General features: G+C 37.7%; 22 protein-coding genes. 8 read left to right on the plus strand and 14 right to left on the minus strand.

Features of this window, described 5'->3' with window-relative positions; genetic code table 11:
- Nucleotides 1-8: 8 nt before the first annotated feature.
- Nucleotides 9-1,052 carry an N-acetyl-gamma-glutamyl-phosphate reductase gene (argC, locus tag V2145_RS15680; protein ID WP_094912851.1) on the minus strand — a complete coding sequence of 348 codons (1,044 nt, stop codon included), beginning with the start codon at nucleotides 1,050-1,052 and terminating at the stop codon, nucleotides 9-11.
- 198 nt (nucleotides 1,053-1,250) lie between these two features.
- Nucleotides 1,251-1,559, minus strand: a complete 309-nt coding sequence (locus V2145_RS15685; RefSeq protein WP_094912852.1) for a metal-sulfur cluster assembly factor — start codon at nucleotides 1,557-1,559, stop codon at nucleotides 1,251-1,253.
- Between the two features lie 205 nt (nucleotides 1,560-1,764).
- Here V2145_RS15685 and V2145_RS15690 point away from each other — a divergent pair, with 205 nt between their 5' ends.
- The 3 genes from V2145_RS15690 (at nucleotide 1,765) to V2145_RS15700 (ending at nucleotide 3,223) form a co-directional block, all read left to right on the plus strand.
- Nucleotides 1,765-2,577 carry a Cof-type HAD-IIB family hydrolase gene (locus V2145_RS15690; protein WP_094912853.1) on the plus strand — a complete coding sequence of 271 codons (813 nt, stop codon included), beginning with the start codon at nucleotides 1,765-1,767 and terminating at the stop codon, nucleotides 2,575-2,577.
- Between the two features lie 118 nt (nucleotides 2,578-2,695).
- Nucleotides 2,696-2,848: a hypothetical protein gene (locus V2145_RS15695; protein WP_165932522.1), complete on the plus strand. Its 153-nt coding sequence runs from the start codon at nucleotides 2,696-2,698 to the stop codon at nucleotides 2,846-2,848.
- Between the two features lie 3 nt (nucleotides 2,849-2,851).
- Complete coding sequence (locus V2145_RS15700; protein WP_094912854.1) at nucleotides 2,852-3,223, plus strand: hypothetical protein; 372 nt, start codon at nucleotides 2,852-2,854, stop codon at nucleotides 3,221-3,223.
- 43 nt (nucleotides 3,224-3,266) lie between these two features.
- On the opposite strand, the gene V2145_RS15705 is transcribed toward V2145_RS15700, so the two are convergent.
- A complete protein-coding gene (locus V2145_RS15705) occupies nucleotides 3,267-4,115 on the minus strand; it encodes a YitT family protein (RefSeq protein WP_094912855.1) in 849 nt (282 codons plus the stop codon).
- A gap of 208 nt (nucleotides 4,116-4,323) precedes the next feature.
- Here V2145_RS15705 and V2145_RS15710 point away from each other — a divergent pair, with 208 nt between their 5' ends.
- Entirely contained in the window at nucleotides 4,324-5,187 is an 864-nt protein-coding gene (locus V2145_RS15710; protein ID WP_094912856.1) for a DegV family protein, read from the plus strand.
- A 55-nt stretch (nucleotides 5,188-5,242) separates the two neighbouring features.
- Nucleotides 5,243-5,374 carry a DUF3941 domain-containing protein gene (locus V2145_RS15715; RefSeq protein ID WP_076513403.1) on the plus strand — a complete coding sequence of 44 codons (132 nt, stop codon included), beginning with the start codon at nucleotides 5,243-5,245 and terminating at the stop codon, nucleotides 5,372-5,374.
- Between the two features lie 48 nt (nucleotides 5,375-5,422).
- Here V2145_RS15715 and V2145_RS15720 read toward each other — a convergent pair whose 3' ends face one another.
- Nucleotides 5,423-6,286, minus strand: coding sequence for a CvfB family protein (locus V2145_RS15720; protein ID WP_094912857.1), 864 nt, complete (start codon nucleotides 6,284-6,286; stop codon nucleotides 5,423-5,425).
- 189 nt (nucleotides 6,287-6,475) lie between these two features.
- On the opposite strand from V2145_RS15720, the gene V2145_RS15725 reads away from it, so the two are divergent.
- The 3 genes from V2145_RS15725 to V2145_RS15735 all read left to right on the plus strand — a co-directional run bounded on the left by V2145_RS15725 (nucleotide 6,476) and on the right by V2145_RS15735 (nucleotide 9,479).
- Entirely contained in the window at nucleotides 6,476-6,967 is a 492-nt protein-coding gene (locus V2145_RS15725) for a YajQ family cyclic di-GMP-binding protein (protein ID WP_131887367.1), read from the plus strand.
- Between the two features lie 138 nt (nucleotides 6,968-7,105).
- Entirely contained in the window at nucleotides 7,106-7,972 is an 867-nt protein-coding gene (locus V2145_RS15730) for an SDR family oxidoreductase (RefSeq protein WP_094912859.1), read from the plus strand.
- A gap of 109 nt (nucleotides 7,973-8,081) precedes the next feature.
- Nucleotides 8,082-9,479: a sigma-54 interaction domain-containing protein gene (locus tag V2145_RS15735; RefSeq protein ID WP_330987998.1), complete on the plus strand. Its 1,398-nt coding sequence runs from the start codon at nucleotides 8,082-8,084 to the stop codon at nucleotides 9,477-9,479.
- Between the two features lie 10 nt (nucleotides 9,480-9,489).
- On the opposite strand, the gene V2145_RS15740 is transcribed toward V2145_RS15735, so the two are convergent.
- The 10 genes from V2145_RS15740 to V2145_RS15785 all read right to left on the minus strand — a co-directional run bounded on the left by V2145_RS15740 (nucleotide 9,490) and on the right by V2145_RS15785 (nucleotide 22,855).
- Nucleotides 9,490-11,148, minus strand: a complete 1,659-nt coding sequence (locus V2145_RS15740) for a M20/M25/M40 family metallo-hydrolase (protein ID WP_330987999.1) — start codon at nucleotides 11,146-11,148, stop codon at nucleotides 9,490-9,492.
- 68 nt (nucleotides 11,149-11,216) lie between these two features.
- Entirely contained in the window at nucleotides 11,217-12,419 is a 1,203-nt protein-coding gene (locus V2145_RS15745) for an ornithine--oxo-acid transaminase (RefSeq protein WP_094912862.1), read from the minus strand.
- Between the two features lie 37 nt (nucleotides 12,420-12,456).
- Nucleotides 12,457-14,004, minus strand: coding sequence for an L-glutamate gamma-semialdehyde dehydrogenase (gene pruA, locus V2145_RS15750; RefSeq protein WP_094912863.1), 1,548 nt, complete (start codon nucleotides 14,002-14,004; stop codon nucleotides 12,457-12,459).
- A gap of 270 nt (nucleotides 14,005-14,274) precedes the next feature.
- Nucleotides 14,275-15,294 (minus strand): LacI family DNA-binding transcriptional regulator, encoded by a 1,020-nt coding sequence (locus V2145_RS15755; protein WP_094912864.1) that lies wholly within the window; start codon nucleotides 15,292-15,294, stop codon nucleotides 14,275-14,277.
- 89 nt (nucleotides 15,295-15,383) lie between these two features.
- Nucleotides 15,384-16,829 carry an alpha-amylase family glycosyl hydrolase gene (locus V2145_RS15760; protein ID WP_094912865.1) on the minus strand — a complete coding sequence of 482 codons (1,446 nt, stop codon included), beginning with the start codon at nucleotides 16,827-16,829 and terminating at the stop codon, nucleotides 15,384-15,386.
- A gap of 131 nt (nucleotides 16,830-16,960) precedes the next feature.
- Nucleotides 16,961-18,358 carry an ammonium transporter gene (locus V2145_RS15765; RefSeq protein ID WP_311859334.1) on the minus strand — a complete coding sequence of 466 codons (1,398 nt, stop codon included), beginning with the start codon at nucleotides 18,356-18,358 and terminating at the stop codon, nucleotides 16,961-16,963.
- Between the two features lie 26 nt (nucleotides 18,359-18,384).
- The gene (locus V2145_RS15770; RefSeq protein ID WP_094912867.1) at nucleotides 18,385-18,726 is read right to left on the minus strand and encodes a P-II family nitrogen regulator; all 342 of its coding nucleotides are present in this window, start codon (nucleotides 18,724-18,726) and stop codon (nucleotides 18,385-18,387) included.
- A gap of 240 nt (nucleotides 18,727-18,966) precedes the next feature.
- On the minus strand, nucleotides 18,967-19,803 hold the full coding sequence (locus tag V2145_RS15775) for a phytoene/squalene synthase family protein (RefSeq protein ID WP_094912868.1): 837 nt from the start codon (nucleotides 19,801-19,803) through the stop codon (nucleotides 18,967-18,969).
- Between the two features lie 71 nt (nucleotides 19,804-19,874).
- Complete coding sequence (locus tag V2145_RS15780; protein WP_131887372.1) at nucleotides 19,875-21,329, minus strand: phytoene desaturase family protein; 1,455 nt, start codon at nucleotides 21,327-21,329, stop codon at nucleotides 19,875-19,877.
- Nucleotides 21,326-22,855: a phytoene desaturase family protein gene (locus tag V2145_RS15785; RefSeq protein WP_094912870.1), complete on the minus strand. Its 1,530-nt coding sequence runs from the start codon at nucleotides 22,853-22,855 to the stop codon at nucleotides 21,326-21,328. Before V2145_RS15785 ends, V2145_RS15780 begins: the two co-directional genes overlap by 4 nt.
- Nucleotides 22,856-22,910: the final 55 nt, after the last annotated feature.

Consider the following 22,910-nt stretch of genomic DNA (forward strand, 5'->3'; position numbering starts at 1 on the left):
GCTGCTCATCATGGATAAACAGGTAATCCGTTAATACCCAAGTTCTCTTCAAAGCCCAGCATGATATTTGCATTATGTACCGCTTGCCCTGCTGCACCCTTCATCAAATTATCAATCACTGAGACGATTGTGATCCTTTTCGTGCGCTCATCATAATCAAGGCCTATATCACAATAGTTTGATCCGCTCACTTCTTTTGTTGACGGAAATTCTCCTAGCTTTCTCACTCGAACAAACGGCTTTGCTTCATACGCTTGCACATACAACTCATGAAGTTCTTCTATCGACTTCTCTTCCTTTAACTCTGCATACATCGTGGTCATAATCCCCCGCGTCATCGGAACAAGGTGCGTATTAAACATTACGTTACCAATTTCAGAATCCCATCGCGATAAAACTGATTCAATTTCAGGAATATGCTGATGCTTGTTAACTTTATAAATTTTCATATTTTCATTGATTTCAGCATAATGTGCCAGTTGAGATAATCCGCGACCTGCTCCTGAAATACCGGACTTTGCATCAACGATAATGGAATTAGAAACCACTATTTTTTCTTGAGCAAGCGGTGCTAACCCCAATAACGTTGCCGTTGGATAACACCCCGGATTTGAAATGAAATCAGCGGATGATACTTCATCTGCAAACCATTCTGACAAACCATAAACGGCCTTCTCTAAGTCTTCCAAACTAGCAGAAGGCTTTTTATACCATTTTTCATATAGCTCTTCATCTTTTAATCGAAAGTCTCCCGAGAGATCTATTACTTTTAATCCTTCGTTAATTAATGTAGGAACTAGCTTACTCGATACACCTGAAGGAGTTGCTGTAAAAACCATTTCAAGCTCTTCCGCCATTTCTTTAGGGTTAATTTCTTTTAATTTATATGCAAAATGTGATAAGTGAGGATAAACTTCAGATATTGGCAAATCATTCTGTGAAGATGAATACACTGAATGAATATTTAAATATGGATGACCGTCTAACAACCGAATTAGTTCAGCGCCACCATAACCTGTTGCTCCAACAATACCGACGTTAATCTGTGTCATAATACTACTCCTTTTTCTACGTAACTATTTGAATTATTTCTCATTATAATACTGTATAAAAATAAAATCAAACGAATATTTAAAAAAATTTTATCTTTTTTTAAGTTTGTTAATTTGTTTTAAATATACACACAAATTTATTTTTATTAAAAAACACTCAAAAAAAGTACTTCAACTTTTAAGCTGAAGTACTTTTTTTCACTGAATGCCTAGTGCAATTTTCGCATAGCGTGACATTCTCTCCTTTTCCCACGGAGGGTTAAAGGTAATATTCACCTCGACATTTTCAACGCCATCTAGCCCAATTACGTTTTTCTTCACATCTTCTGTAATTGCTCCCGCTAATGGGCAACCAATGGATGTTAGCGTCATCGTCACAACAACTGTTTGATTTTCTTCCATCATTACATCATAAACAAGGCCTAAGTTTACAATATCAACGCCTAGTTCAGGATCAACTACCTCTTCAAGTGATTCCATAATCTTTTCTTTTAATTGTTCATCCATGTCGCAATCTCCTTTCATATTATGAGATTCTTTTTCGATTGTTTTACCGTAACAATCTCGTTTCTATCTGTCAAACGTTGTGCTTTGTTCTTTTCACAAACTTATGTAAGATAGAAAATAAGCGAATGAATTACGCTGATTTTTAATATATATAAAACCAACTAATTAAGTTCGATTACTTATTAAGATGTGTAAAGGAGATCCTATGAATACAGAAAAACATTTAATCGCTTTAGATTTAGACGGCACGTTATTAGCTGATAATAAAACCATTCTACCTAAAACAAAACGGACGCTTGAACGAGCGAAAGAACTTGGACATATCGTCATGATTGCTACTGGAAGACCTTATCGTTCAAGCGCGATGTATTATGCAGAAATGGAACTCACGACCCCTATCGTTAATTTTAACGGAGCATTGGTTCATCATCCACGTGAAAAAAATTGGGGAGTGTATCATGAGCCGCTTCATAAACAAACCGTTGATGATATTGTCGAAGCAATGAGCAACTTCCGCATTAACAACATTTTGGCTGAAGTAAAAGATGATGTGTATCTACACTTTGAAGATCGAAAGCTGATGGATGTTCTAAGCTTAGGAAATCCACGCTTGGAAACAGGAGATTTGCGTCAACGACTTCATCACAACCCAACTTCTCTACTTATCCATGCGGATGAAGAACACGTAGCTGACATTAGGTCTCACCTATCTGATGTACATGCTGAAGTGATTGAACATCGCCGCTGGGGCGCTCCTTGGCACGTTATTGAGGTTGTCAAAAAAGGATTAAATAAAGCTGTTGGGCTTGAACGCGTCGCAAATTATTACGGAATCTCCCAAGAAAATATTATTGCCTTTGGTGATGAAGACAACGACCTTGAAATGATTAAATTTGCTGGTCATGGGATTGCAATGGGCAATGGAATTCAGGAACTAAAAGATATTGCTCGTGAAGTCACGTATTCAAATGAAGATAATGGTATTGCTTATTATTTGGAAAAGACCTTAAATTTATAACTTAACTATTTTTTGAAAGCACAGGTAATTTTTTTACGCTATCTTTTCATTAAAGCTGCACACACTATAATCGACGCTTAGTTAAGTGTCGATTTTCTTTATTTTAGAGGAGGAAGATATGATGGGTAGAAGCAATCGATCAAAGCGTTTTGTCAAACAAGGTGCAGATTCAGTACAAAAGCATGATGAACGTATTCCTTATCATATGACAATGGCGGAGGCTGAAGCGTTTCAAGCCCAGCAAAGTCAAGCTCCTCATGGAGGTCAGTAACGTATGAAACATTCGTTTTTTCAACAAGTAAAAGAAACAATCCAAAATGTTGTTTCAAATCGCTCTGAGAATCATAAAGGAGAAGGTCAGTCAAATCATGAAAATCATAAAAGCCATAACGGCGAACTTGATATTTCAAGCGAAATGTTAAAAGCCGTAATGACTGATGCTTCACCTCAAGAACAAGAGCAAATCCAGCATTTTGAAAATTCTTTAAATCAAACATATAACACAAAGCAAGCTGCTTCATCACACACACCAGCAGGTCAGATGGAAATTGCGGAAGATATGTTATCTCATATTGAAAACAATGCCTCTCCATCTGAACAAGCACAGCTACATGAGCTTGCTGAAGATTTAGAGAAAAAGAATTAACAAAGACAAAAGCACGCTACATATCATAGCGTGCTTTTATCTTTTATTCGTCTTTGCGAAATAACCCAAATATGCCTGTCGTTTGTACAATGTTTGTGAATGCATGAGGATCAACCTCTTTAATGGTTTTTTCTAAATCAAACAGCTCATACCTTGTCAAAACAATCATTAGCATTTCCTTCTCTTCATTTGTAAAACCACCTTTTGCAGGAACAGCAGTGATACCTCGTACTAATTTGGAATGAATGGCTTTTCTAAGCTCCTCGCCTTTTTTGGTCACAATCATAGCTGTCACTTTCACGTGGCGCGTATGAATAACATCGATGACCCTTGTCGTCGTATATAAAGCAACCAACGTATATAATGATTTTTCCGCACCATATAACAAACCTGCAGCTGCAATAATGACAGCATTTAACGTAAATAAATAACCACCAATTGGCTTATCCTTCATACGTGATAACACCATAGCAATGATGTCTAACCCTCCCGTTGAAGCACCAAACTTCAGCGTAATTCCTACTCCTACAGCTAAAATGACTCCTCCAAATACCGCGTTTAAAATGATGTCTTGAGATAAAGCTTCAATCGGTACAAACTCTAAAAACACCGTTGTAGCTAAGACGCTATAGAAGCTATAAATCGTAAATGTCTTACCTACCTTTTTCCAACCTAAAATCGTTACGGGAATGTTTAATAAAAGCAGCAGAATACCTGTAGAAATTGTAAATGGCGTATAGTCAGTTACAACACTTGAAATTAATTGGGCAACTCCTGTAAATCCACTGGAATAAACATTCGCTGGAATTAGAAATAAGTTTAAAGCAACTGCGTTTAATAAAGCACCAACTGTAACAACAATAATTTTTTTGACTTCCAGCCACTTGTTCAATTGTTTCAGACCTCCAAACTATGTATACATGTAGTATTTGCTCATTCTTTTTTTATAGTATGAACATTTTTACTTTATAAAAAAATTATTCATAAATTGTATTTTTTCCTCAGTACTTATACACTAGTATTATTATTGTATTTATTTTCTTTCCGTCAAACTGTAAAAAAGTAAACGCTTAGATAAATGTAGTAGGAAGGTGACATTTATGTCAATAAAAATTTTAACAGACAGTGCTAGTGACTTACCACGTTCTTTTTTCGAAGAAAATAACGTTTCGTTACTCCCTCTTCGTGTTCATTTACGCGATACAGAATATTTAGATTTAGAAACAATCAACCCTGCAGAAGTATACAAAGCCATTCGAGAAGGAGCAATGCCGAAAACATCTCAAGCTGCTCCAACTACTTTATATGAAACATTTGAAGAGTTGGCCAAATTAGACGAGCAATGTGTTTATATTGCATTTTCTTCTGAACTCTCAGGAACTTATCAAACGGCTGTGATGGTTAAAAATGAACTATTAGAAACGTACCCTAACTTCGAGCTAGAAATTATTGATACAAAATGCGCTTCTCTTGGGCAGGGTCTTGTTGTACACTATGCCGTTCAACAGCTGGCAACTGGCCTCAGCTTTAAAGAACTTGTAGCAAAGACAAAACAATATGCGACTAGCATGGAGCATATCTTCACGGTAGACGACCTTGATTTTCTTGCACAAGGTGGACGCGTAAGCAAAGCTTCTGCATTTGTTGGAGGATTGCTAAATATCAAACCTTTATTACATGTTGAAGATGGTAAGCTCGTTCCAATTGAAAAATTAAGAGGACGCAAGAAAGTGTTAAAGCGTATGGTCGATATCATGGAAGAACGCGGTGCAAAAAATCTAAGGGACCAAACAATCGCAATTAGCCACGGTGATGATGAAGAAACAGCTAAGCAGTTAAAAGTACTAATTGAAGAGCGATTTGGCTCCAAATCGTTTTTAATTAACATGATTGGAGCAGCTGTTGGTTCTCACGCTGGACCTGGGACGATTGCACTTTTCTTTTTAAACGACATTATCGAATAATGCTTATAGTTCAGGGTAATCTAACGATATGTTCTAAAAAGGAGTGTGTGTTAGAATGCCTCATACAAGTGATAATGATAAAAAAGCAAAAGATAATCAAGCAAAGCAAGAACAAAAGAATCTACATGAACAAAGAAATCGACAAGCAGGAAAACATTCATTTTCTAAAAAGACAGATCACCTATAAATTCATGACAAAACCGCTTGGATGGTTCCAAGCGGTTTTGTTTCGTCTTTATTTATCTTTTTTAAAGTATGTCCAGCCCTCTTCTTGATACACCTTGTCTTCTTTCATTAGCTTTCCTAAGGCGCGCTTAAACGCTGCTTTACTCATATTAAAACGTGTACGAATATCTTCTGGGTAACTTTTATCCCAAAATGGCATAACGCCTCCGCGACTTTCCATGTAATCGTATAACACCTGCGCATCTTCATCCATACTTTCTTGTTTTCGGGGTAGTAACGAAACATTCAATGTACCGTCTTCTTTTACATTCACAACACGTCCCGTTACAAGCGCTCCAATCTTCGGCTCTTCCTTACGTTCTGATTCGTGAATAAATCCAACATAACCTTCTTCTGTCATAATAAAAGACCCTACTCGTAGCACGCGATAGATACGACCCGTGACTTCGCGATTAAACAGATGACTTGGAGCCGGCTTAGCCATTGCTTTCATAACGTCATCTGTGGCAACTTTGCCATAAATTTTTCCACGCTTTGATATTTTCATCGTACAATAAAGCTTGTTGCCTACATCAGGCCACAGGCTTTCTAGAGCTGGAAGGTCCGTTGAACCGATAAGCATGTCTTTGCTCATACCGATATCCACAAATACACCTAAATCATCATTTACGTCAACTACTTCAACCCACGCATACGTTCCCTCTTCAACAACTGGCATATGCATCGTAGCTGTTAGTCGACTTTGGTTATCTAAGTATACAAACACTTCTACTTCTTCTTGTTCTGCTAACTCTTGCGTTGTTTCATTTTTATGAAGAAGAATCTCTCCATCTTCGCTATCAAGCATATATCCCATCGGCGTTTCACGGCTTACAGTCAAATATGCTCTTTGGCCTGGTTCTACTCTACTCATTTTTTATCCATCCTTTATGTGAAGTTCATTTATTCCTTTTATAATCGAATTGTACTCTCATCATTGATTCTACACTACGAAAACAAACGTTCAAAATTGTATTGTATCAATTTCAAGATGCTTGTTCAATATCAGTTGTATCCCCTTTTCGTTTTATTTATAATTAAAGAAAAAAACAAGGAGGATTCTATGGCAAAAGATAGCTCATTTGACGTAGTATCACAGGTTGACTTACAAGAAGTAACAAATGGAATCACAATGGCTTTAAAAGAAATTCGAAACCGCTATGATTTTAAAGGAAGCAAAAGCGACATTTCTGTTGATAAGGAAGAGCTCGTATTAGTTTCAGATGATGAGTTTAAGCTGGAACAACTGAAGGATGTTATGGTTTCAAAATTAATTAAGCGCGGTGTACCAACAAAGAATATTGAATATGGTAAAGTTGAGAACGCTTCAGGTGGTACAGTCCGCCAGCGCGGTAAGCTGATTCAAGGTATCGATAAAGAAAATGCTAAAAAGATTACTGCTCTAATCAAAAAAAGCGGATTAAAAGTAAAGAGCCAGATTCAAGATGATCAGCTGCGTGTAAGCGCTAAAAGCCGCGATGATCTACAACAAGTCATTGCCGCAATTAGAGAAGCAGATTTATCAATTGACGTGCAGTTTATTAATTATCGCTAAGTTTATTCATTATTATTAAGGGTAAAGACCAGTAGCTATGCTATTGGTCTTTTTTTCCTTTACGCATACTTATTCTAGCACCACGCATACTATTTACGTTCAATATCATCAATTACTTTTAAAGGAGTGTATGAGCAAATGAGTCAACAACAGCAAAAACAAACCTTTCCCCCACAGCATCAGCAAACACAACCTGGCATTGAATCAGAAATGAATCCAAAACCAACTTCTATTGCCACAGACTATAAAGCCAGTGGAAAACTTTCTGGAAAAGTAGCGATTATTACAGGAGGTGACAGCGGTATTGGACGTTCGGTTGCATACCATTTCGCAAAGGAAGGTGCCAATATTGTTCTTACGTATTTAGATGAGCATGACGATGCAGGTGAAACGAAAAAGACCATTGAAGAATGTGGGGTGTCGTGCTTAGCTCTTTCTGGAGATATCGGTGAAGAGCTGTTTTGTGAAAAAGTGGTTCATGAAGCCATTCAGAAGTTTGGACAACTTGATATCTTGGTAAATAACGCAGCTGAGCAGCATCCTCAAAAAGATATTACACAGATTAGTGCAGAACAGCTACAGCGAACGTTTCAAACAAATATTTTCTCATTCTTTTATTTTACAAAAGCAGCCATGCCTCACTTAAAAAAAGGAAGTTCTATTATTAATACAACGTCTGTGACTGCTTATCATGGTCACGATCAGCTTATTGATTACTCATCAACAAAAGGAGCCATTGTATCATTCACTCGCTCTTTGTCAGCATCATTAGCAGCAAAAGGGATTCGAGTAAATGGCGTTGCTCCTGGACCTATTTGGACACCTCTTATCCCTTCAACATTTGATGAACAGCAAGTAGCTTCATTTGGAGCAGACACGCCGATGCAGCGTGCTGGTCAGCCTTCTGAGCTTGGACCTGCTTATGTATTTTTAGCAAGCAGCGATTCATCATATATATCTGGACAAGTTATCCATATAAACGGTGGAACCATTGTAAATGGATAATTTGTTATTGAAGCTGTAGACTTCTCTACAGCTTCTTCTTTTTGCATATAAAAGACATATCTGCTTAAATAATAGATGATACGATGCTGCTTTAAAGGGGATTGAGGAAATGACAAAGTCTAACTATTCTACACCGCTGGTTCAGTCCATCTTTGAAAAAATTATTAATGAGGTTGATGCTGGTATTCATGCAATTGATGAACATGGTACAACCATTATTTATAATGAACAAATGATGCAAATGGAATCCATGGAAAAGCACGATGTGCTTCACAAGAACGTGCTGGATGTTTTCATGTTTCAAGATAATCAAGAGAGTACGCTTGTCAAAGCTCTACGTGAGGGTAAATCAACTATTAACGTAAAACAAACGTATTTCAACAATAAAGGAAAAGAAATTACGACCATCAATAACACATTTCCAATCATTGATAATGAGAAAATTAAAGGCGCAGTTGAAATTGCGAAAGATGTAACTCAGCTTGAGAAGCTTATCCGTGAGAACAACCGACATCGAGAGCCAAAAATGATAACATTTGAGCAGATTATCGGTAGCAGTACAGCTATGCAAGATGTAGTAAATGTCGCGAAACGAGCCACGCGCACTCCTTCATCCGTTTTAATTGTAGGTGACACAGGCACGGGAAAAGAATTGTTTGCTCAAAGCATACATAATGGAAGCAGTCGATCGGCTAAACCGTTTATTTCACAAAACTGTGCTGCAATTCCAGATACTTTAATGGAAAGCCTCCTTTTTGGAACAGTTCGAGGTGCTTTTACAGGCGCAGCAGACCAGCCTGGACTTTTTGAACAAGCTAATGGAGGAACTTTACTATTAGATGAAATAAATTCGCTTCCTACAAATCTTCAAGCGAAGCTGCTTCGTGTTTTGCAGGAAAAAACGATTCGTCGCATTGGCGACACGAAAGAAAGAACGATAGATGTTCGTATTATCGCTAATATGAACGAAGACCCTATTAATGCTATTAACGAACATCGATTACGAAAAGACTTATACTATCGCTTAGGGGTTGTCACGATACAGATTCCACCTCTAAGAGAGCGTAAAGAAGATATACCAGCGCTCGTTAAAACATTTATTCAAAAGTACAACGATCGCTTTCAAATGGAGGTAATGGGAATTGATGAGCGAGTCATGTCATCTTTTTTACATTACGAATGGCCTGGTAACGTTAGAGAGTTAGAACACGTTATTGAAGGTGCGATGAACTTGATGATTGGTGAAGAGGAAATCCACTACCATCACTTACCATTCCAGTATCAAAATCGCTTCCTTCCGCCTGTTAATACCAGAGTGATAAGCCATGTCCGGAACGAAGATCAAGCTTATGTCCCCTTAAAAAGTCAGCTTTTGCAGTTTGAAGCTCACTGTATTAAAGAAGCACTAGAGCAACATGATGACAACATTTCTCAGACAGCTAAGGCACTAGGAATGAGCAGGCAGAGCTTACAATATCGAATGCGCCGTTTGAACATTACGAAATAAGGCTTCTGCCTTATTTCGCTTTCAACAGCTCCGTTGTCACCTGTTGGATAAATTGAGGTAAAATCTTAAATGAATAAGGCTTATAGACTCTTTCCGTCCATTTATGACCATCTTTTCCGTATACGCCAAGGTTGATAGACGGAAGGTCCAACTCTTTAATTTCTTGAAACGGAATGGTCTGATTAAATTCCCAACCTGGAAAGTTCCTCGTGAACGAATGTATTTCTTCGTTTGTTTCTGAAAATGACAAAAAACTTCCATCAGATAGATAAGGGAAAAACTTTCGCACTTCGAATTGCTCATTCGTTTCAGATGTGAACTTTTCTACACAAGCATGTATCGCGTTCAAAACCTCATTTCCCTTTTCAGTACTTATATCGACGTGATTATGCGGTAAATAAGGTGGTGCATAAAACAAAATAACTCGCGGCTTATGAGAAGTATCCAAAGCTTGAAGTACTTCTACTAACTTAAAAGCTTTCATTCGAGCTTCTAACAGCTCATATTTAATTAGGGTTTTCTCGATATGGGGGCGCGGATCGATGCCTTGTGTCTGTAAGTCTAAAAGGTATTGATGTAGCGTGACAACTTCTATCTCAAATGATAGGGTGCGGTTAGGCAATTGAGCTCTTCTGCAAAAATCTTCATACGCTTGATTAAGTCTGTTTTCAACCTCTTGACATGCTTGACGTGCAACCTTCAGCAATTCATTCGTTACTTCATTGATTTTCTTTTCATACATGAAGTAATTAAAGTACAAATGCGTATATACAGCTGTCTGCACATTATATGTTTCTTTGCCATCTCTCTGGTACAGACAAGTCGGTGGTAAAATCATTTCACCTTCAATCTCCTCCGCTAAGCTCATGTTATTATGAATGCTTCGTGTAAGCTCAGAGGCAATCACATTTGGATCAATTCCTCGTAGCGTATCGCCTACGTGTACCGTACGACCATGAACATAAAAGCATGGCAATACTTTTCCAGCTGTACCTGTATAGAGATAGCGGGTTTGATCTCCTTCATACAAAGGCGCAATAAAGTCATTGTTAATGGCTGTTACATAGTCTAACTGATATTTTATTTTCAAGCGTTTCAATTCTTTAACAGCAGCTAAAATTCCTCTATGTTCACTTTCTTCATCTCCATTAATGACCAATAAGATATTTCCTTCCAGCTCCTTGATCTTTTCTGTAAAGTAAAGGATGTTAACAAGATGAACGGCAATTCCACTTTTCATATCAAGGGCTCCACGCCCAAACAGCCAATCACCTGATGCTGCATCAGCTTGAACTTCTGGATCTTTTTGCTGAATCATGAAATATGTCTTTAATTCATCAGCATCGTATGCAATATGCTTAAGATGTCCATAATCATCTATCCCCACTGTATCTAAATGCGCATGGTATACAATGGTTTTTGCTGATTGCTTTGCGCCTTTCACAAATGCAAAAACATTTTTCCGGTTCACGGGGTCATGAGGAACATGTTGTATCCATAGATGATGAGGATTTTCACTAAAATAAGGAAATGTTTGAAGTAACTCTTTTACAAATTCAGCAAGCTTCTCCTCTCCTTCTGTTCCATTGACGCTTTCGATTTCTACCAATGTTTTTGTAAGAACTTCTACTTTTTGTTCTAATGACAAGTGAGCAAGTTGTTCATACATATTCGCAACATCTCCTTCTATTATAAAAAAGCTCAGCCGCACGGTTTAACACCGTACGACTGGGCTTTTTAGGCATAAAATACTTTTTGAATTCGCTCAATTGCCCAATCAAGCTCTTCTTTTGAAATTGTGAGCGGTGGAGCAAATCGAATAACTGTGTGATGCGTTTCTTTACATAAAAGACCTTCTGCTTTTAATTTTTCACAATATGGTCGAGCTGCTTCGTATAGCTCTACACCAATAAATAGACCGCGACCGCGAACTTCTTTAATAATCGGGTTTCCAATTTTATTTAGCTCTTCTTTGAAGTAATTGCCTAATTCTAATGAGCGGTTTGCTAATTCTTCTTCTTCAATTACTTCTAACGATGCTAGGGAAACAGCACAAGCGAGTGGATTTCCTCCAAACGTAGAACCGTGCGATCCTGGATTAAATACACCTAAGATATCATCATTTGCAACAACGCATGAAATTGGGAACACGCCTCCTCCTAATGCTTTTCCTAAAATCAGCATGTCAGGTTCAAAACCTTCCCACTCGTAAGCAAATAGCTTACCAGTGCGAGCCAACCCTACTTGAATTTCATCTGCAATGAAGAGAACGTTATTTTCTTTACAAAGATCAAAGGCTGCTTTTAGGAATCCTTCTGGCGGAAGCACTATCCCTGCTTCACCTTGAATCGGTTCAATAAGAAACGCTGCTGTATTTGGTGTAATAGCAGCTTTTAATGCTTCTAAATCACCATATGGAATTGTTTTAATCCCTGGTAGCATCGGACCGAATCCTCGCTTATACTCTGCTTCTGATGATAGCGAAACAGCAGTCATTGTACGGCCATGGAAATTCCCTTCACAAGCAATAATTTGTGCTTGATTTTCAGCAACGCCTTTTACATCATAAGCCCAACGACGAGCAGCTTTAACTGCTGTTTCAACCGCTTCGGCTCCCGTATTCATCGGTAGTGCCATATTTTTATTTGTCATTTTACAAATTTTCTCATACCATGGACCTAACTGGTCATTATGAAAAGCGCGTGACGTTAACGTAACTTTATCTGCTTGACGCTTTAGTGCTTCAATAATTTTAGGGTGACGATGCCCTTGGTTAACCGCTGAATACGCGCTCAGCATATCCATATATCTATTATTTTCTGGATCATGCACCCACACTCCTTCTGCTTTTTCAATAACAATTGGTAGTGGATGATAGTTATTTGCGCCAAATCTTTCCGTTTGTTGAATAATTGTGTCTGTTTGTTTTACCTGTACCATTCAAGTCATCCTCCTTCATTTTATCTTACGTATGTGATTAGAACATTTCAGATGTTGTTTTCGCCTGCATATGAAGTAATAAATAATCAGGACCACCAGCCTTTGAGTCAGTGCCTGACATATTGAACCCACCAAATGGCTGATAACCAACAATCGCTCCCGTACACCCTCTATTAAAATATAAGTTTCCAACATGAAACTCTTCGCGCGCACGCTCGATATTAGCACGCGTATTCGATAGGACTGCGCCTGTTAATCCATAATCTGTATTGTTTGCAACTTCTAACATGTGATCAAAGTCTCTTGCTTTACAAATTGCCACAACTGGCCCGAAAATTTCTTCCTTCATTAAACGAGCGTCTTGGTCTACGTTTCCAAATACAGTTGGCTGGACAAAGAAACCGTTAGATGAGTCTCCTTCTCCTCCTACTAATAAATCTCCTTCTGTTCTACCAATCTCAATGTAACTCATAATTTTATCAAACGATGCTTGGTGAATAACTGGTCCCATGTACGTATCTACGCTCTCTGGATTCCCGACTGTTAAAGTTTGTGTTAAAGAGACAACCTTTTCGACAACCTCATCATATACGTCTTCATGAATAACGGCTCTTGATCCTGCTGAACACTTTTGACCAGAAAAACCAAAAGCAGAGTAAACGATGGATGAAGCAGCTAACTCTAAATCGGCATCGCGATCAACCAATACCGTATCCTTACCACCCATTTCTGCAATCACACGCTTTAGCCAAATTTGGCCTGGTTGTACTTTCGCTGCGCGTTCATAAATACGACATCCCACTTCTCGAGAACCCGTAAACGAAACAAATCTTGTTTTTGGATGTTCAACTAAATAATCTCCAATAATAGATCCTTTACCAGGAGTAAAGTTAAGAACACCTTTTGGCAAACCTGCTTCTTCCATGAGCTCTACAAATTTAGCAGCAATAACCGGCGTTGCATCAGCTGGTTTTAGTAAAATAGTGTTTCCACTCACAATGGCTGCAATTGCCGTTCCAGCCATAATTGCTAACGGAAAGTTAAAAGGTGAAATAATGATACCCACACCTAACGGAACATAGTTATACTGATTATATTCACCTGGACGGCTGTTAACCGGCTGTCCTTTTGTAAGCTCCAGCATTTGCCTTGCATAATATTCGATGAAGTCAATAGCTTCTGCTGTATCTGCATCTGCTTCGTTCCAAGGCTTTCCAGCTTCTTTTACTAAATAGGCAGAAAATTCGTGCTTACGGCGTCTTAGCATTGCTGCTGCGCGGAATAAAATATTTGCTCGATCTTCAGCTTTCCACTTTTTCCATTCTTCAAAAGCCTCTAACGCCGCATTCATTGCTTTTTCAGCTAGCTCTTGATTTGCTAATGAGACGTAGCCAATTACTTCTGTCTTGTTTGAAGGGTTAATAGACGTTGTTTTTTCTTCTGTTTCAATACGCTCACCGTTAATAATAAGTGGGTATGTTTTTCCCAATTGTGTACTCACGTATGATAAAGCTTCTTGAAATAGCTGTTGATTCTTTTCATCTTTAAAATTAGTAAATGGTTCATGTTGATATGTACGTACCATGTAAATACCTCCTAAGATTAACTTTTCTACTCACTAATCTTTATTGCAAGATTGATGCCAACATGCGTATCTCCGTTTTTTTCTTATTTTTCAAGAAATTAAGCTCAAATTAATAGCAAAAAATATTTGCATGCAAAAAAAGTTTTTGTTAATAAGCAAAATTTTTTTGCGTAATCTTATTCGCACTTACTACCACAAGGTTTTTGACATTTAAACAAACGTTTGATTAATAGAAAAAACGACTGTATATATACAGTCGTTTCTTACCTATTACCGCTTTTTACATGAGTGCCTTGTTACAATTGAATGTGGAATACGAATACTTTCAATTGGTTGAGAAGACGCTTCAATTTTTTTCGTCAAGCTACGGACAGCCTGATAGCCTAATTCAAAGATATTAATATCAATCGATGTAAGTGCGGGTCTTGCCATTTCAGCAATTAGTACATTATTGAAGCTAATAATGGACATATCTTCTGGGACTGAAATTCCAATCTCATCAAGGGTATTGAGTACACCTAAAGCCATTAAATCATCAGCTACAACGAGAGCAGTTGGTCGTTCTTTTAAACTTAATAACTCACAAACAGCTTCTTTCCCACCTTCTTGTAAAAATTCTTCATGAATTACATATTCACTACGATAGGGAATCCCGGCTCCTTGTATTGCTTTATCGTAACCTGTTAAACGATCAATCGTTACAACAAGATCTAAACTACCTCCAATAAACGCAATTCGATTATGCCCTAGTTCAATTAAGTATTCTGTTGCTTCTTTTGCTGCTTTAAAGTTATCGTTGTCTACATACGTGATATGCTCACTATTTTTGAATGGCTTTCCAACTACAACAAACGGAATATTTTGCTCCTGTAAATACGCTAATACTGGATCATCAATTTTAGAATATAAGAGAATTAGTCCGTCTACTCTTCTCCCTTGTACCATTTGCATTACTTCTCTTAAAATTTCTGATTCCGCTTCACCAGTTGACATATAAATAGCTCGCTTTTTTTCGTGAGCACCTGTACTAATCCCGCGTAGCACTTCTGGGAAAAATGGATTTTGAAAAACGTTCCCAGCAGAGCTTGGCATCACTATACCAATTGCTTCTGTTGTTTTATTAGCTAAATTACGAGCAATGATATTAGGATGATAGCCTAACTCTTCCATCGCTTCACGTACTCGTTGTTTTGTTTTCTCACTAATTCTTGAACTATTTGCAATTACGCGTGAGACTGTAGAAGGAGCTACCTTTGCTAAATTTGCTACATCTTTTATTGTGACGCTCACCGTATGTCCCCTCCTATATGATCATCTCTTCATCACTTGATAGCGCTGACATTTTATAATCAAATAGTATCATCAAACGATTGAAAATCCTATTGTTTTTCAGCATTGGTTAACTTACGTTTTTTTCTTTTTTTAGAAGCTGCAATTAAAAAAATCAAAAAGCCGCCATAAACAAAAACCATCATACTAATATACCATATATTAACTCCTTTATCTTTAGCTATTCGATATATATTAGAAGAATCTGAATCTAGTTGTATGCTATACTGTCCATTTCGAGCTCGGATGATGCCGCCCTCTACAAGGCCTCTTAGCTCTTGATCTTCACCGATTTCTTTTTCTTCTATTTGAACAACTTGTGCACGGGAATTATTATTTATCACAAACAGCGCTTGCTCACCTTCATCTTTATAAAGGTACACGCCCATTCCTTTGTCATTTGAAAGTTGAGTGACCTCGCCTTGACGGACGGACATAAGTTCAGCTCTCACTCCTGCCAACTTTGTGATATACTCAATAATTTCCGGGTTCGATTGAAAATTCATCAGACGATGCGCGTCAGTTCCTTTGCCCCCGTCTAGCGCAATTTCTGTACCATAATAAACAATAGGCACTGAAGAAGACAAATATAAATACGTTAATGCTTGCTTAGTACGCACCACTGGATGCTCGCTAGCCTGGAGTATGGTTCGCGTGAAACGCTCCGTTCGCGGACTGTCTAAGAAAGCACCGCCAACTTGATTAAAATGATTGCTTAGCTGAGGAAATGAACCGCTTCTACTTAATTCTTTTGCTTGTTCAATTGATTGCTCTTGGTTCACAAATAAATCTAATGAGCGAGATTTTATATCTTCTCCATTTTTACCTTCACCAATTAAATAAAAACCCTTTTTCTCATGCTTAAATTGTTCTGACAATCGATTTACAAAAGCCGCTGGAAAATCATTGATATCAGTTAAATAGTAGCCATCTAAATTTGTCTGTTTAATCCACCACTCTCCGACATCTTCTATATATGCTTGCACACCAGGTTGATCACTTTTTAAACTTATCGTTTCTCCTTGCTTAGTGAACCAATCGTTCTTACTGGAATCTTTGAGCATCGGGTGTTTTTCACTAATTGTTAAAGGCAGTTCCATTACCACTTTCATTTTTTCTTTATGAGCTTGTTCAATAAATTGTTTCATTTGTGGCAACGTTCCAAAGCGCTCATCCATTTGATAATGGTCGGTAACGTTATAACCGTGGTATCCACGTTCATCGTTTTTAAATACTGGCGTTATAATAATCGTTGTAAACCCCATGTCCTTTATGTATGGAATTCGGTTTTGCAGTCCTTTTATATCTCCACCGTAAAAACTGAGAGGATTATTATAGTCTACGTTCAAGTCATTACGCTCGTCTCCGTTTTGAAAACGATTCACCATCACATGATACATAATCTCGTCTTTAATTGGTTCTCTTGCATCAGCTTGTACAGGAATAAAGCTAACAAACAGCATTCCTAACAGCAAGCTAATCAATTTTCTCCCCACTCCTCATCTCCCCTGTCATAGAGCCTTTTCTCTAGAGTATCGCTTTTAACAATTAAACGTCAACGCTTTCTTATCAACTCTTATTAACACACAAAAAAAGCTAGGTGATAAACACCTAGCTCAACATCTTTCTAAACCGATTCCTTCACACCGCTATTTACTTTACTAGAGCTTTTTCCAACGCTGTTTAAGCGGTCAATCAGCCCTAATCCGAATTCTGGGTTGATATCCGAATTTCCTTTAGATAATAAGTTTTCACGGAATTCGTAAGCTGATGAGCCATGCTCTGCAAAATCTAGACCAGCAATTTCCTCTTCACTTGATACACGAATAGATGTAATTCTTGTTAAGAGGAATAAGAAAATTCCAACTGTCCCCATTGTCCAAGCCATAACCGCTAGGATACCAATTGCTTGAACTCCAAGTAATTGAGCGCCTCCACCGTAGAACAACCCATTTGCTGTATCAAATAGCCCAACTGCTAACGTTCCCCAAATTCCACATACACCATGAACTGTAATTGCTCCAACGGGATCATCTAGCTTCATTTTACTATCGATAATATTAACAGCTTCAACAAGAATTACACCGGAGATTAAACCAATTACGATTGCACCTGGAATTGATACATTTGCTGTTCCAGCTGTAATACCAACTAATCCAGCTAAAGCACCATTTAACGTTAAACTTGCATCTATACGCTTATAACGTAGCTTCGTATAAAGAGCTGAAGATAATACTCCACACGATGCTGACATTAACGTTGTAGCGATAATTGAAGGCACTAGTGAAGGATCAGCAGCTAGTGTACTTCCACCATTAAACCCAAACCAACCAAACCATAAAATGAATACGCCTAGCGCTCCAAGAGGAATATTATGTCCTTGAATTGCATTTACAGAACCATCTTTACCATATTTACCAAGACGTGCTCCTAAGAATGAAACTGCAACGACTGCACCTAATGCACCTGTTAAGTGGACAACTGTTGAGCCTGCAAAGTCAACAAAGCCTAGTTCTGATAACCAGCCACCACCCCAAATCCAGTGGCCTACAACCGGATAGATAACGGCTACCATTACAATCGTTAACAACATATAGCTCGATAACTTCATACGTTCTGCAACAGCACCTGAAATAATCGTTGCACATGTAGCAGCAAATACAATTTGGAATACAAAGAAACTCATTTGATCACTTTGACCATTTAAGAAAAATCCACTTGTTCCAATAAAGCCACCGCTTGAATCTCCAAACATTAAAGCAAAACCAATAACAAAATATAGGACTGACGAAATTGCCACTGTGAGCATATTTTTCATCAAGATGTTTAATGCGTTTTTAGAACGTGTAAAACCTGTCTCTACCATGGCGAAGCCTGCATGCATTAAGAATACTAGTACCGCTCCAAACATGACCCACATCATATCGATTGAAGCACTGACCGATTCCACTGTTGGATCTGCAGCGTAAGCTGTCGTTGATGTTAATAAACCTAACATCAACAAAGCACCTATTTTCTTCTTCATACAATGATCATCCTTTCAGACTGTTTTTATAATATAGCTTGTAAACCCGCTTCGCCTGTGCGAATACGAACTGCATCTTCAATTGAATATACAAAAATCTTACCGTCACCAATTTGGTTTGTGGAGCACGTAGATTGAACGATTTTGATAATTTCATCAACGTGTTCGGCTTCTACAACCATTTCAACCTTCACTTTAGGAACGAGCTTAATTTCAAAACTTTGACCTCTAAATAGTCCTTGCTCTCCCTTTTGTTGACCACAGCCTGCAACTTCTGAAACGGTTAAACCGTTAATTCCCACTTCTTCTAACTTCTCACGTAACGACTGAAACTTTTCTGGACGGATAATTGCTTCCACCTTCTTCATTCATCGTTCCCCCTGTTTTGATGTAAGATTTTATTACATTGTATGTTATGTTTAATATCATATGATGATTTTTCAAAAAATTCAAGCTAATTTCAATAAAAAATAAGATTTTTTTCAAAAACACGTTATGTAATCGTTATCATTAAATTTTTAAGAGAAAAGTTTGTATTTATTGTAAAAAAATTGAATTTTATTATGTTTTTAGACACAAAAAAGCAAGTAGTTCAACTACTCGCTTTTTTAGGAAATTGATGTTAAAATCGTTTGTTTTTGTAGACTTGTTACGTAATGCTTTTGAGTAAATACACGATATTCTTCTTTTCGAATTTTCTCTAAGATCGCTCGATACAAATGGGCAGCTCCTTTTAAAGGAAGCCGTGAAGAAATTGGGTATTTGTGAAGAGACTGTAACCCTTCTTCATAAAGCCGCTCTGCTTCAGTCGCAAGTTCTTCCCACATTGAAACAAATGCAGGGTTAACTTCTTGATTATAAAGCATCTCCATCGTATAGCCTTTCTCTTCCATGATATCTTTTGGTAAGTATACTCGCTTCCGTTCTAGATCTTCTCCTATATCACGTAAGATATTTGTAATTTGCATCGCAATTCCAAGAGAAACTGCATCTGCTTCCAATTCGCGATGCGTTTTCGGAGCTAGTATCGGCAATAGCATTAAACCTACTGTACTAGCAACATGATAAGAATACAATTTAACTTCGTTAAGCGTTTCATATTCATGCTTCACTAAATCCATCTCTTGACCAATAACCATATCTTCAAAAGCTTTTTCATTCATTTCGTACTGATCAAATACATCTCTTAAAGCAATCCACATCGCTGTATCTATCGATTCTCCCTTTCTAAATCTAGAGAACTGCGCTTTAAAATGCTCTAATTCTGCTTTCGGGTTGTTTCCTTCATCGACAATATCATCCACTTGGCGACAGAATGCATAAACAGCCCAAACCGCGTTCTTTTGTTTAGATGGCAACATGGAAAAAGCCTTATAGAATGTTTTCGAATTCGCTGCAATAATTACTTCACATTGTTTATAAGCTTCCGTTAATAGTAGGCTCATAGTCGTTACTCCTCTCGTTTTAAAAGGATAATTAATATTCAATACAGTCTACCATCTTTCATGATGTTCACTTATGACAACTTTTCAAACGATTGATGAGATGCTTGAACCAACGAGTCCGCTAGCAGTTTAGCACCTTGCATCACAATAGGTACTCCTCCACCAGGGTGAATGGACGCTCCAACGGCGTATACATTTTTGTACTCGTAGGGTTGAAGCTGTGGACGAAACACACCGGATTGAAAAAGCTCTGGCGCAATTCCAAAAGAACCTCCTTCATACAATCCAAATTCGTAAGCATCCTTTGGTGTACGAATTTGCTTCCATTCAATTGCTTGTCGCAAGCCAGGGAACCCTTTTTGCTCCAGCGTATCAATTATTCGGTCCATAAATGCGGATTCTGTATCCCAATCAATGTCATGACCCGAGGGTACTGGAACAAGCGCATAAAGTACACCTTTTCCTTTCGGCGCAAGAGTGTCATCAATAAGAGACGGATAAAACGTGTAAATAGCAGGGTCAGTTGGAACAGTTTTATTCTTAAATACTTGATCCATATGCTCATTGAAATCCTGTCCCATAAAATACTGATGTATATTACTATGAGCGTACCGCTTATTTAATCCAAAGTAAAATAATAAGCAACTTGAAGAAGGTACATATTTCTTTTCTTTTACTTTTGAGACTTTTGCCATACTTGGAAAGTCACCGTTTAAAACCACGGAGTCAAATTCATTAATTTCACCGCGTACTTTTAAACCTTTAGCTTCATTCTCTTCAATAATTAGCTCATCTACAGGCGCATTTAAATGAATTTGCACACCAGCTTTTTTTAAAGCTTTCTCTAGTACTGGAACTAAGCTTGCATAGCCCCCCTTCACATAAAAAATGCCATGAGCATGCTCACTATATGGAATTAATGAATAAATTGCTGGTGATGAATAGGGGTTGCCACCAATATAGAGAGATTGTAAAGCATAAGCACTAGCTAAGCGCTCATCATTAAAATAACGTGACACAAATTTATGCATAGACTGATTAGCATTTAGCTGCTTTAAAAACTTTACATTTTGCCACGTCCAAAAATCCCATTTATTTACGAAAGACTTTTGCAAAAAGGCTTTCTCTCCCACTTCAAAGCGTTTTTTCATATCAATCATAAAACGTTTATAATTTTCGGATTCACCCGGAAACGAACGTTCAATTTCACGTAGTTGCTCTTCTTCTTTAGCTCTCTTGGTATATGTTGTACCATCAGAAAAGTGAATTTTGTAAAGAGGATCACACTGGATTAATTCGTACTGGTCTGAAGATATTCCTGCTTCCTCTAGAATTGTTGTTAGCATTTTTGGTAATAAAACAATTGTTGGTCCTTCATCGATGCGATAACCATTGTGTTCAACAAACGCTAAACGGCCTCCCAACCGATTTTCTTTCTCAAATATATCGATTTGAAACCCTTGCTTTGCCAACAGTAAAGCGGTTGTTAAACCTCCTATACCTCCTCCAACAATTCCTATTTTCATAAGGCTCTCTCCAATTCATTCGTTGTTTTATATGGTTCATTTAATAGCTGTTGATCTTTCTTTAAGATTGCTTTTGCCGTAATGCGCGCTGACTCTAAAATAGTAGGCAATCCGCTACCTGGATGTGTTCCTCCACCAACAAGCCAGCAGTTTTTCACTTCTTCAAATTGATTATGGGGACGCAAGACCATCATTTGTGACAGCTGATGTCCTAAATTAAATGTTGCCCCTTTGTATACAAGTACATCTTCTTCCCACTGCTTTGGTGATAAGATTTTTTCGACTTCAATATGCGCCTCTAAGTTTTTAAAGCCAGTTTTTTGCGCTACGATTTTTAAGATAAGATCACGAAATTCTTTTTGCTTCTCATCCCATTCAATTTCACTAAAATTATTTGGAACGGGTGCTAAAATATATAAAGCAGACTTCCCTTCAGGCGCTAGTGTTTTGTCCGTTACAACTGGGTTATGAATATAAATGGAAGGATCTTCTGAAAGCAGTAAGCTTTTCGTAATTTCCTCTACATTTTTCTTGTAATCTTTTGAAAACACAATTGTATGATGAGGTAAATCAAATTGCTTATCGATTCCTAAGTAAATCATAAAAGTTGAGCATGAATATTTTTTCTTTGCTAATTTTTCAGGTTTATATTTTCTCAAAACGCCTTCATCAAATAAATTCGTCATAGCATGAGCAAAATCTCCATTTACCACCACTTGATCAGCAAATACTTCCTCTCCATTTTCAAGAAGTACACCTTTGGCTTGTTTATTTTCAACTAATATTTTCTTTACCCCTCGATTGAGATGGATGGTTCCTCCATGTTCTTGAATCACCTTCGCCATTGCTTTAGACAACTGATTAACGCCACCAATTGGATGAAAAACACCGTATGCGTGCTCCATAAATGACAAAATTGAAAAAGCACCGGGACACTCCCAAGGTGACATTCCTAAATACTTCGATTGAAATGTAAAAGCTAAGCGCAGCTCTTCTTCGGTAAAATAAGAGCTCAATACGTCGTATAATGTTTTACCAAGCGATAGATGCGGTAAAGCCTTTAACGCTTCCGGCTTTAAATAGTGATGATATCGATCCATCTGACCTTGCAACAGAGGCATAAGTGCATTCATTTTCTCTTCTGTTTCTTTCATAAAACGATCGTACCCTTCGCCGTTTCCTGGAAAAACGCGCTCGATCTCCCGCTTCATTTCTTCATGATTATCCGTCATCTTTATATTATAGCGATCAAATATTAGCTCATACATCATATTCAACCGCTTTAAATCCATATAATCGTATGCGTTTCGATTTACAGATTCAAACAGCTCTTCAAAAATTTGAGGCATGCTGAGAAACGTTGGACCCATATCAAAGGTAAATCCATTAATATGAATGGAAGCATTTCGTCCACCAACGTACGGCTGTTTTTCGAATACATCTACTTGATACCCATGACCTGCTAATAGCATAGCTGCCGCTAAACCACCTGGACCTGCTCCAATTACAATAACACGCTTTCGCATGATAAACCCCCTAATAGTTATACATTTATTATACAAATATTATACAAATCTTCTT

It is taken from the genome of Priestia sp. GS2, from assembly GCF_036409025.1.
GTDB lineage: Bacteria > Bacillota > Bacilli > Bacillales > Bacillaceae_H > Priestia > Priestia aryabhattai_A.

What these genes read in the sequence shown, in the direction of transcription:
- argC (WP_094912851.1), bottom strand. Translation starts at nt 1,052, where the DNA reads ATGACACAGATTAACGTCGGTATTGTTGGAGCAACAGGTTATGGTGGC.
- V2145_RS15685 (WP_094912852.1), bottom strand. Translation starts at nt 1,559, where the DNA reads ATGGATGAACAATTAAAAGAAAAGATTATGGAATCACTTGAAGAGGTA.
- V2145_RS15690 (WP_094912853.1), top strand. Translation starts at nt 1,765, where the DNA reads ATGAATACAGAAAAACATTTAATCGCTTTAGATTTAGACGGCACGTTA.
- V2145_RS15695 (WP_165932522.1), top strand. Translation starts at nt 2,696, where the DNA reads ATGATGGGTAGAAGCAATCGATCAAAGCGTTTTGTCAAACAAGGTGCA.
- V2145_RS15700 (WP_094912854.1), top strand. Translation starts at nt 2,852, where the DNA reads ATGAAACATTCGTTTTTTCAACAAGTAAAAGAAACAATCCAAAATGTT.
- V2145_RS15710 (WP_094912856.1), top strand. Translation starts at nt 4,324, where the DNA reads ATGTCAATAAAAATTTTAACAGACAGTGCTAGTGACTTACCACGTTCT.
- V2145_RS15715 (WP_076513403.1), top strand. Translation starts at nt 5,243, where the DNA reads ATGCCTCATACAAGTGATAATGATAAAAAAGCAAAAGATAATCAAGCA.
- V2145_RS15720 (WP_094912857.1), bottom strand. Translation starts at nt 6,286, where the DNA reads ATGAGTAGAGTAGAACCAGGCCAAAGAGCATATTTGACTGTAAGCCGT.
- V2145_RS15725 (WP_131887367.1), top strand. Translation starts at nt 6,476, where the DNA reads ATGGCAAAAGATAGCTCATTTGACGTAGTATCACAGGTTGACTTACAA.
- V2145_RS15730 (WP_094912859.1), top strand. Translation starts at nt 7,106, where the DNA reads ATGAGTCAACAACAGCAAAAACAAACCTTTCCCCCACAGCATCAGCAA.
- V2145_RS15735 (WP_330987998.1), top strand. Translation starts at nt 8,082, where the DNA reads ATGACAAAGTCTAACTATTCTACACCGCTGGTTCAGTCCATCTTTGAA.
- V2145_RS15740 (WP_330987999.1), bottom strand. Translation starts at nt 11,148, where the DNA reads ATGTATGAACAACTTGCTCACTTGTCATTAGAACAAAAAGTAGAAGTT.
- V2145_RS15745 (WP_094912862.1), bottom strand. Translation starts at nt 12,419, where the DNA reads ATGGTACAGGTAAAACAAACAGACACAATTATTCAACAAACGGAAAGA.
- pruA (WP_094912863.1), bottom strand. Translation starts at nt 14,004, where the DNA reads ATGGTACGTACATATCAACATGAACCATTTACTAATTTTAAAGATGAA.
- V2145_RS15765 (WP_311859334.1), bottom strand. Translation starts at nt 18,358, where the DNA reads ATGAAGAAGAAAATAGGTGCTTTGTTGATGTTAGGTTTATTAACATCA.
- V2145_RS15770 (WP_094912867.1), bottom strand. Translation starts at nt 18,726, where the DNA reads ATGAAGAAGGTGGAAGCAATTATCCGTCCAGAAAAGTTTCAGTCGTTA.
- V2145_RS15775 (WP_094912868.1), bottom strand. Translation starts at nt 19,803, where the DNA reads ATGAGCCTACTATTAACGGAAGCTTATAAACAATGTGAAGTAATTATT.
- V2145_RS15780 (WP_131887372.1), bottom strand. Translation starts at nt 21,329, where the DNA reads ATGAAAATAGGAATTGTTGGAGGAGGTATAGGAGGTTTAACAACCGCT.
- V2145_RS15785 (WP_094912870.1), bottom strand. Translation starts at nt 22,855, where the DNA reads ATGCGAAAGCGTGTTATTGTAATTGGAGCAGGTCCAGGTGGTTTAGCG.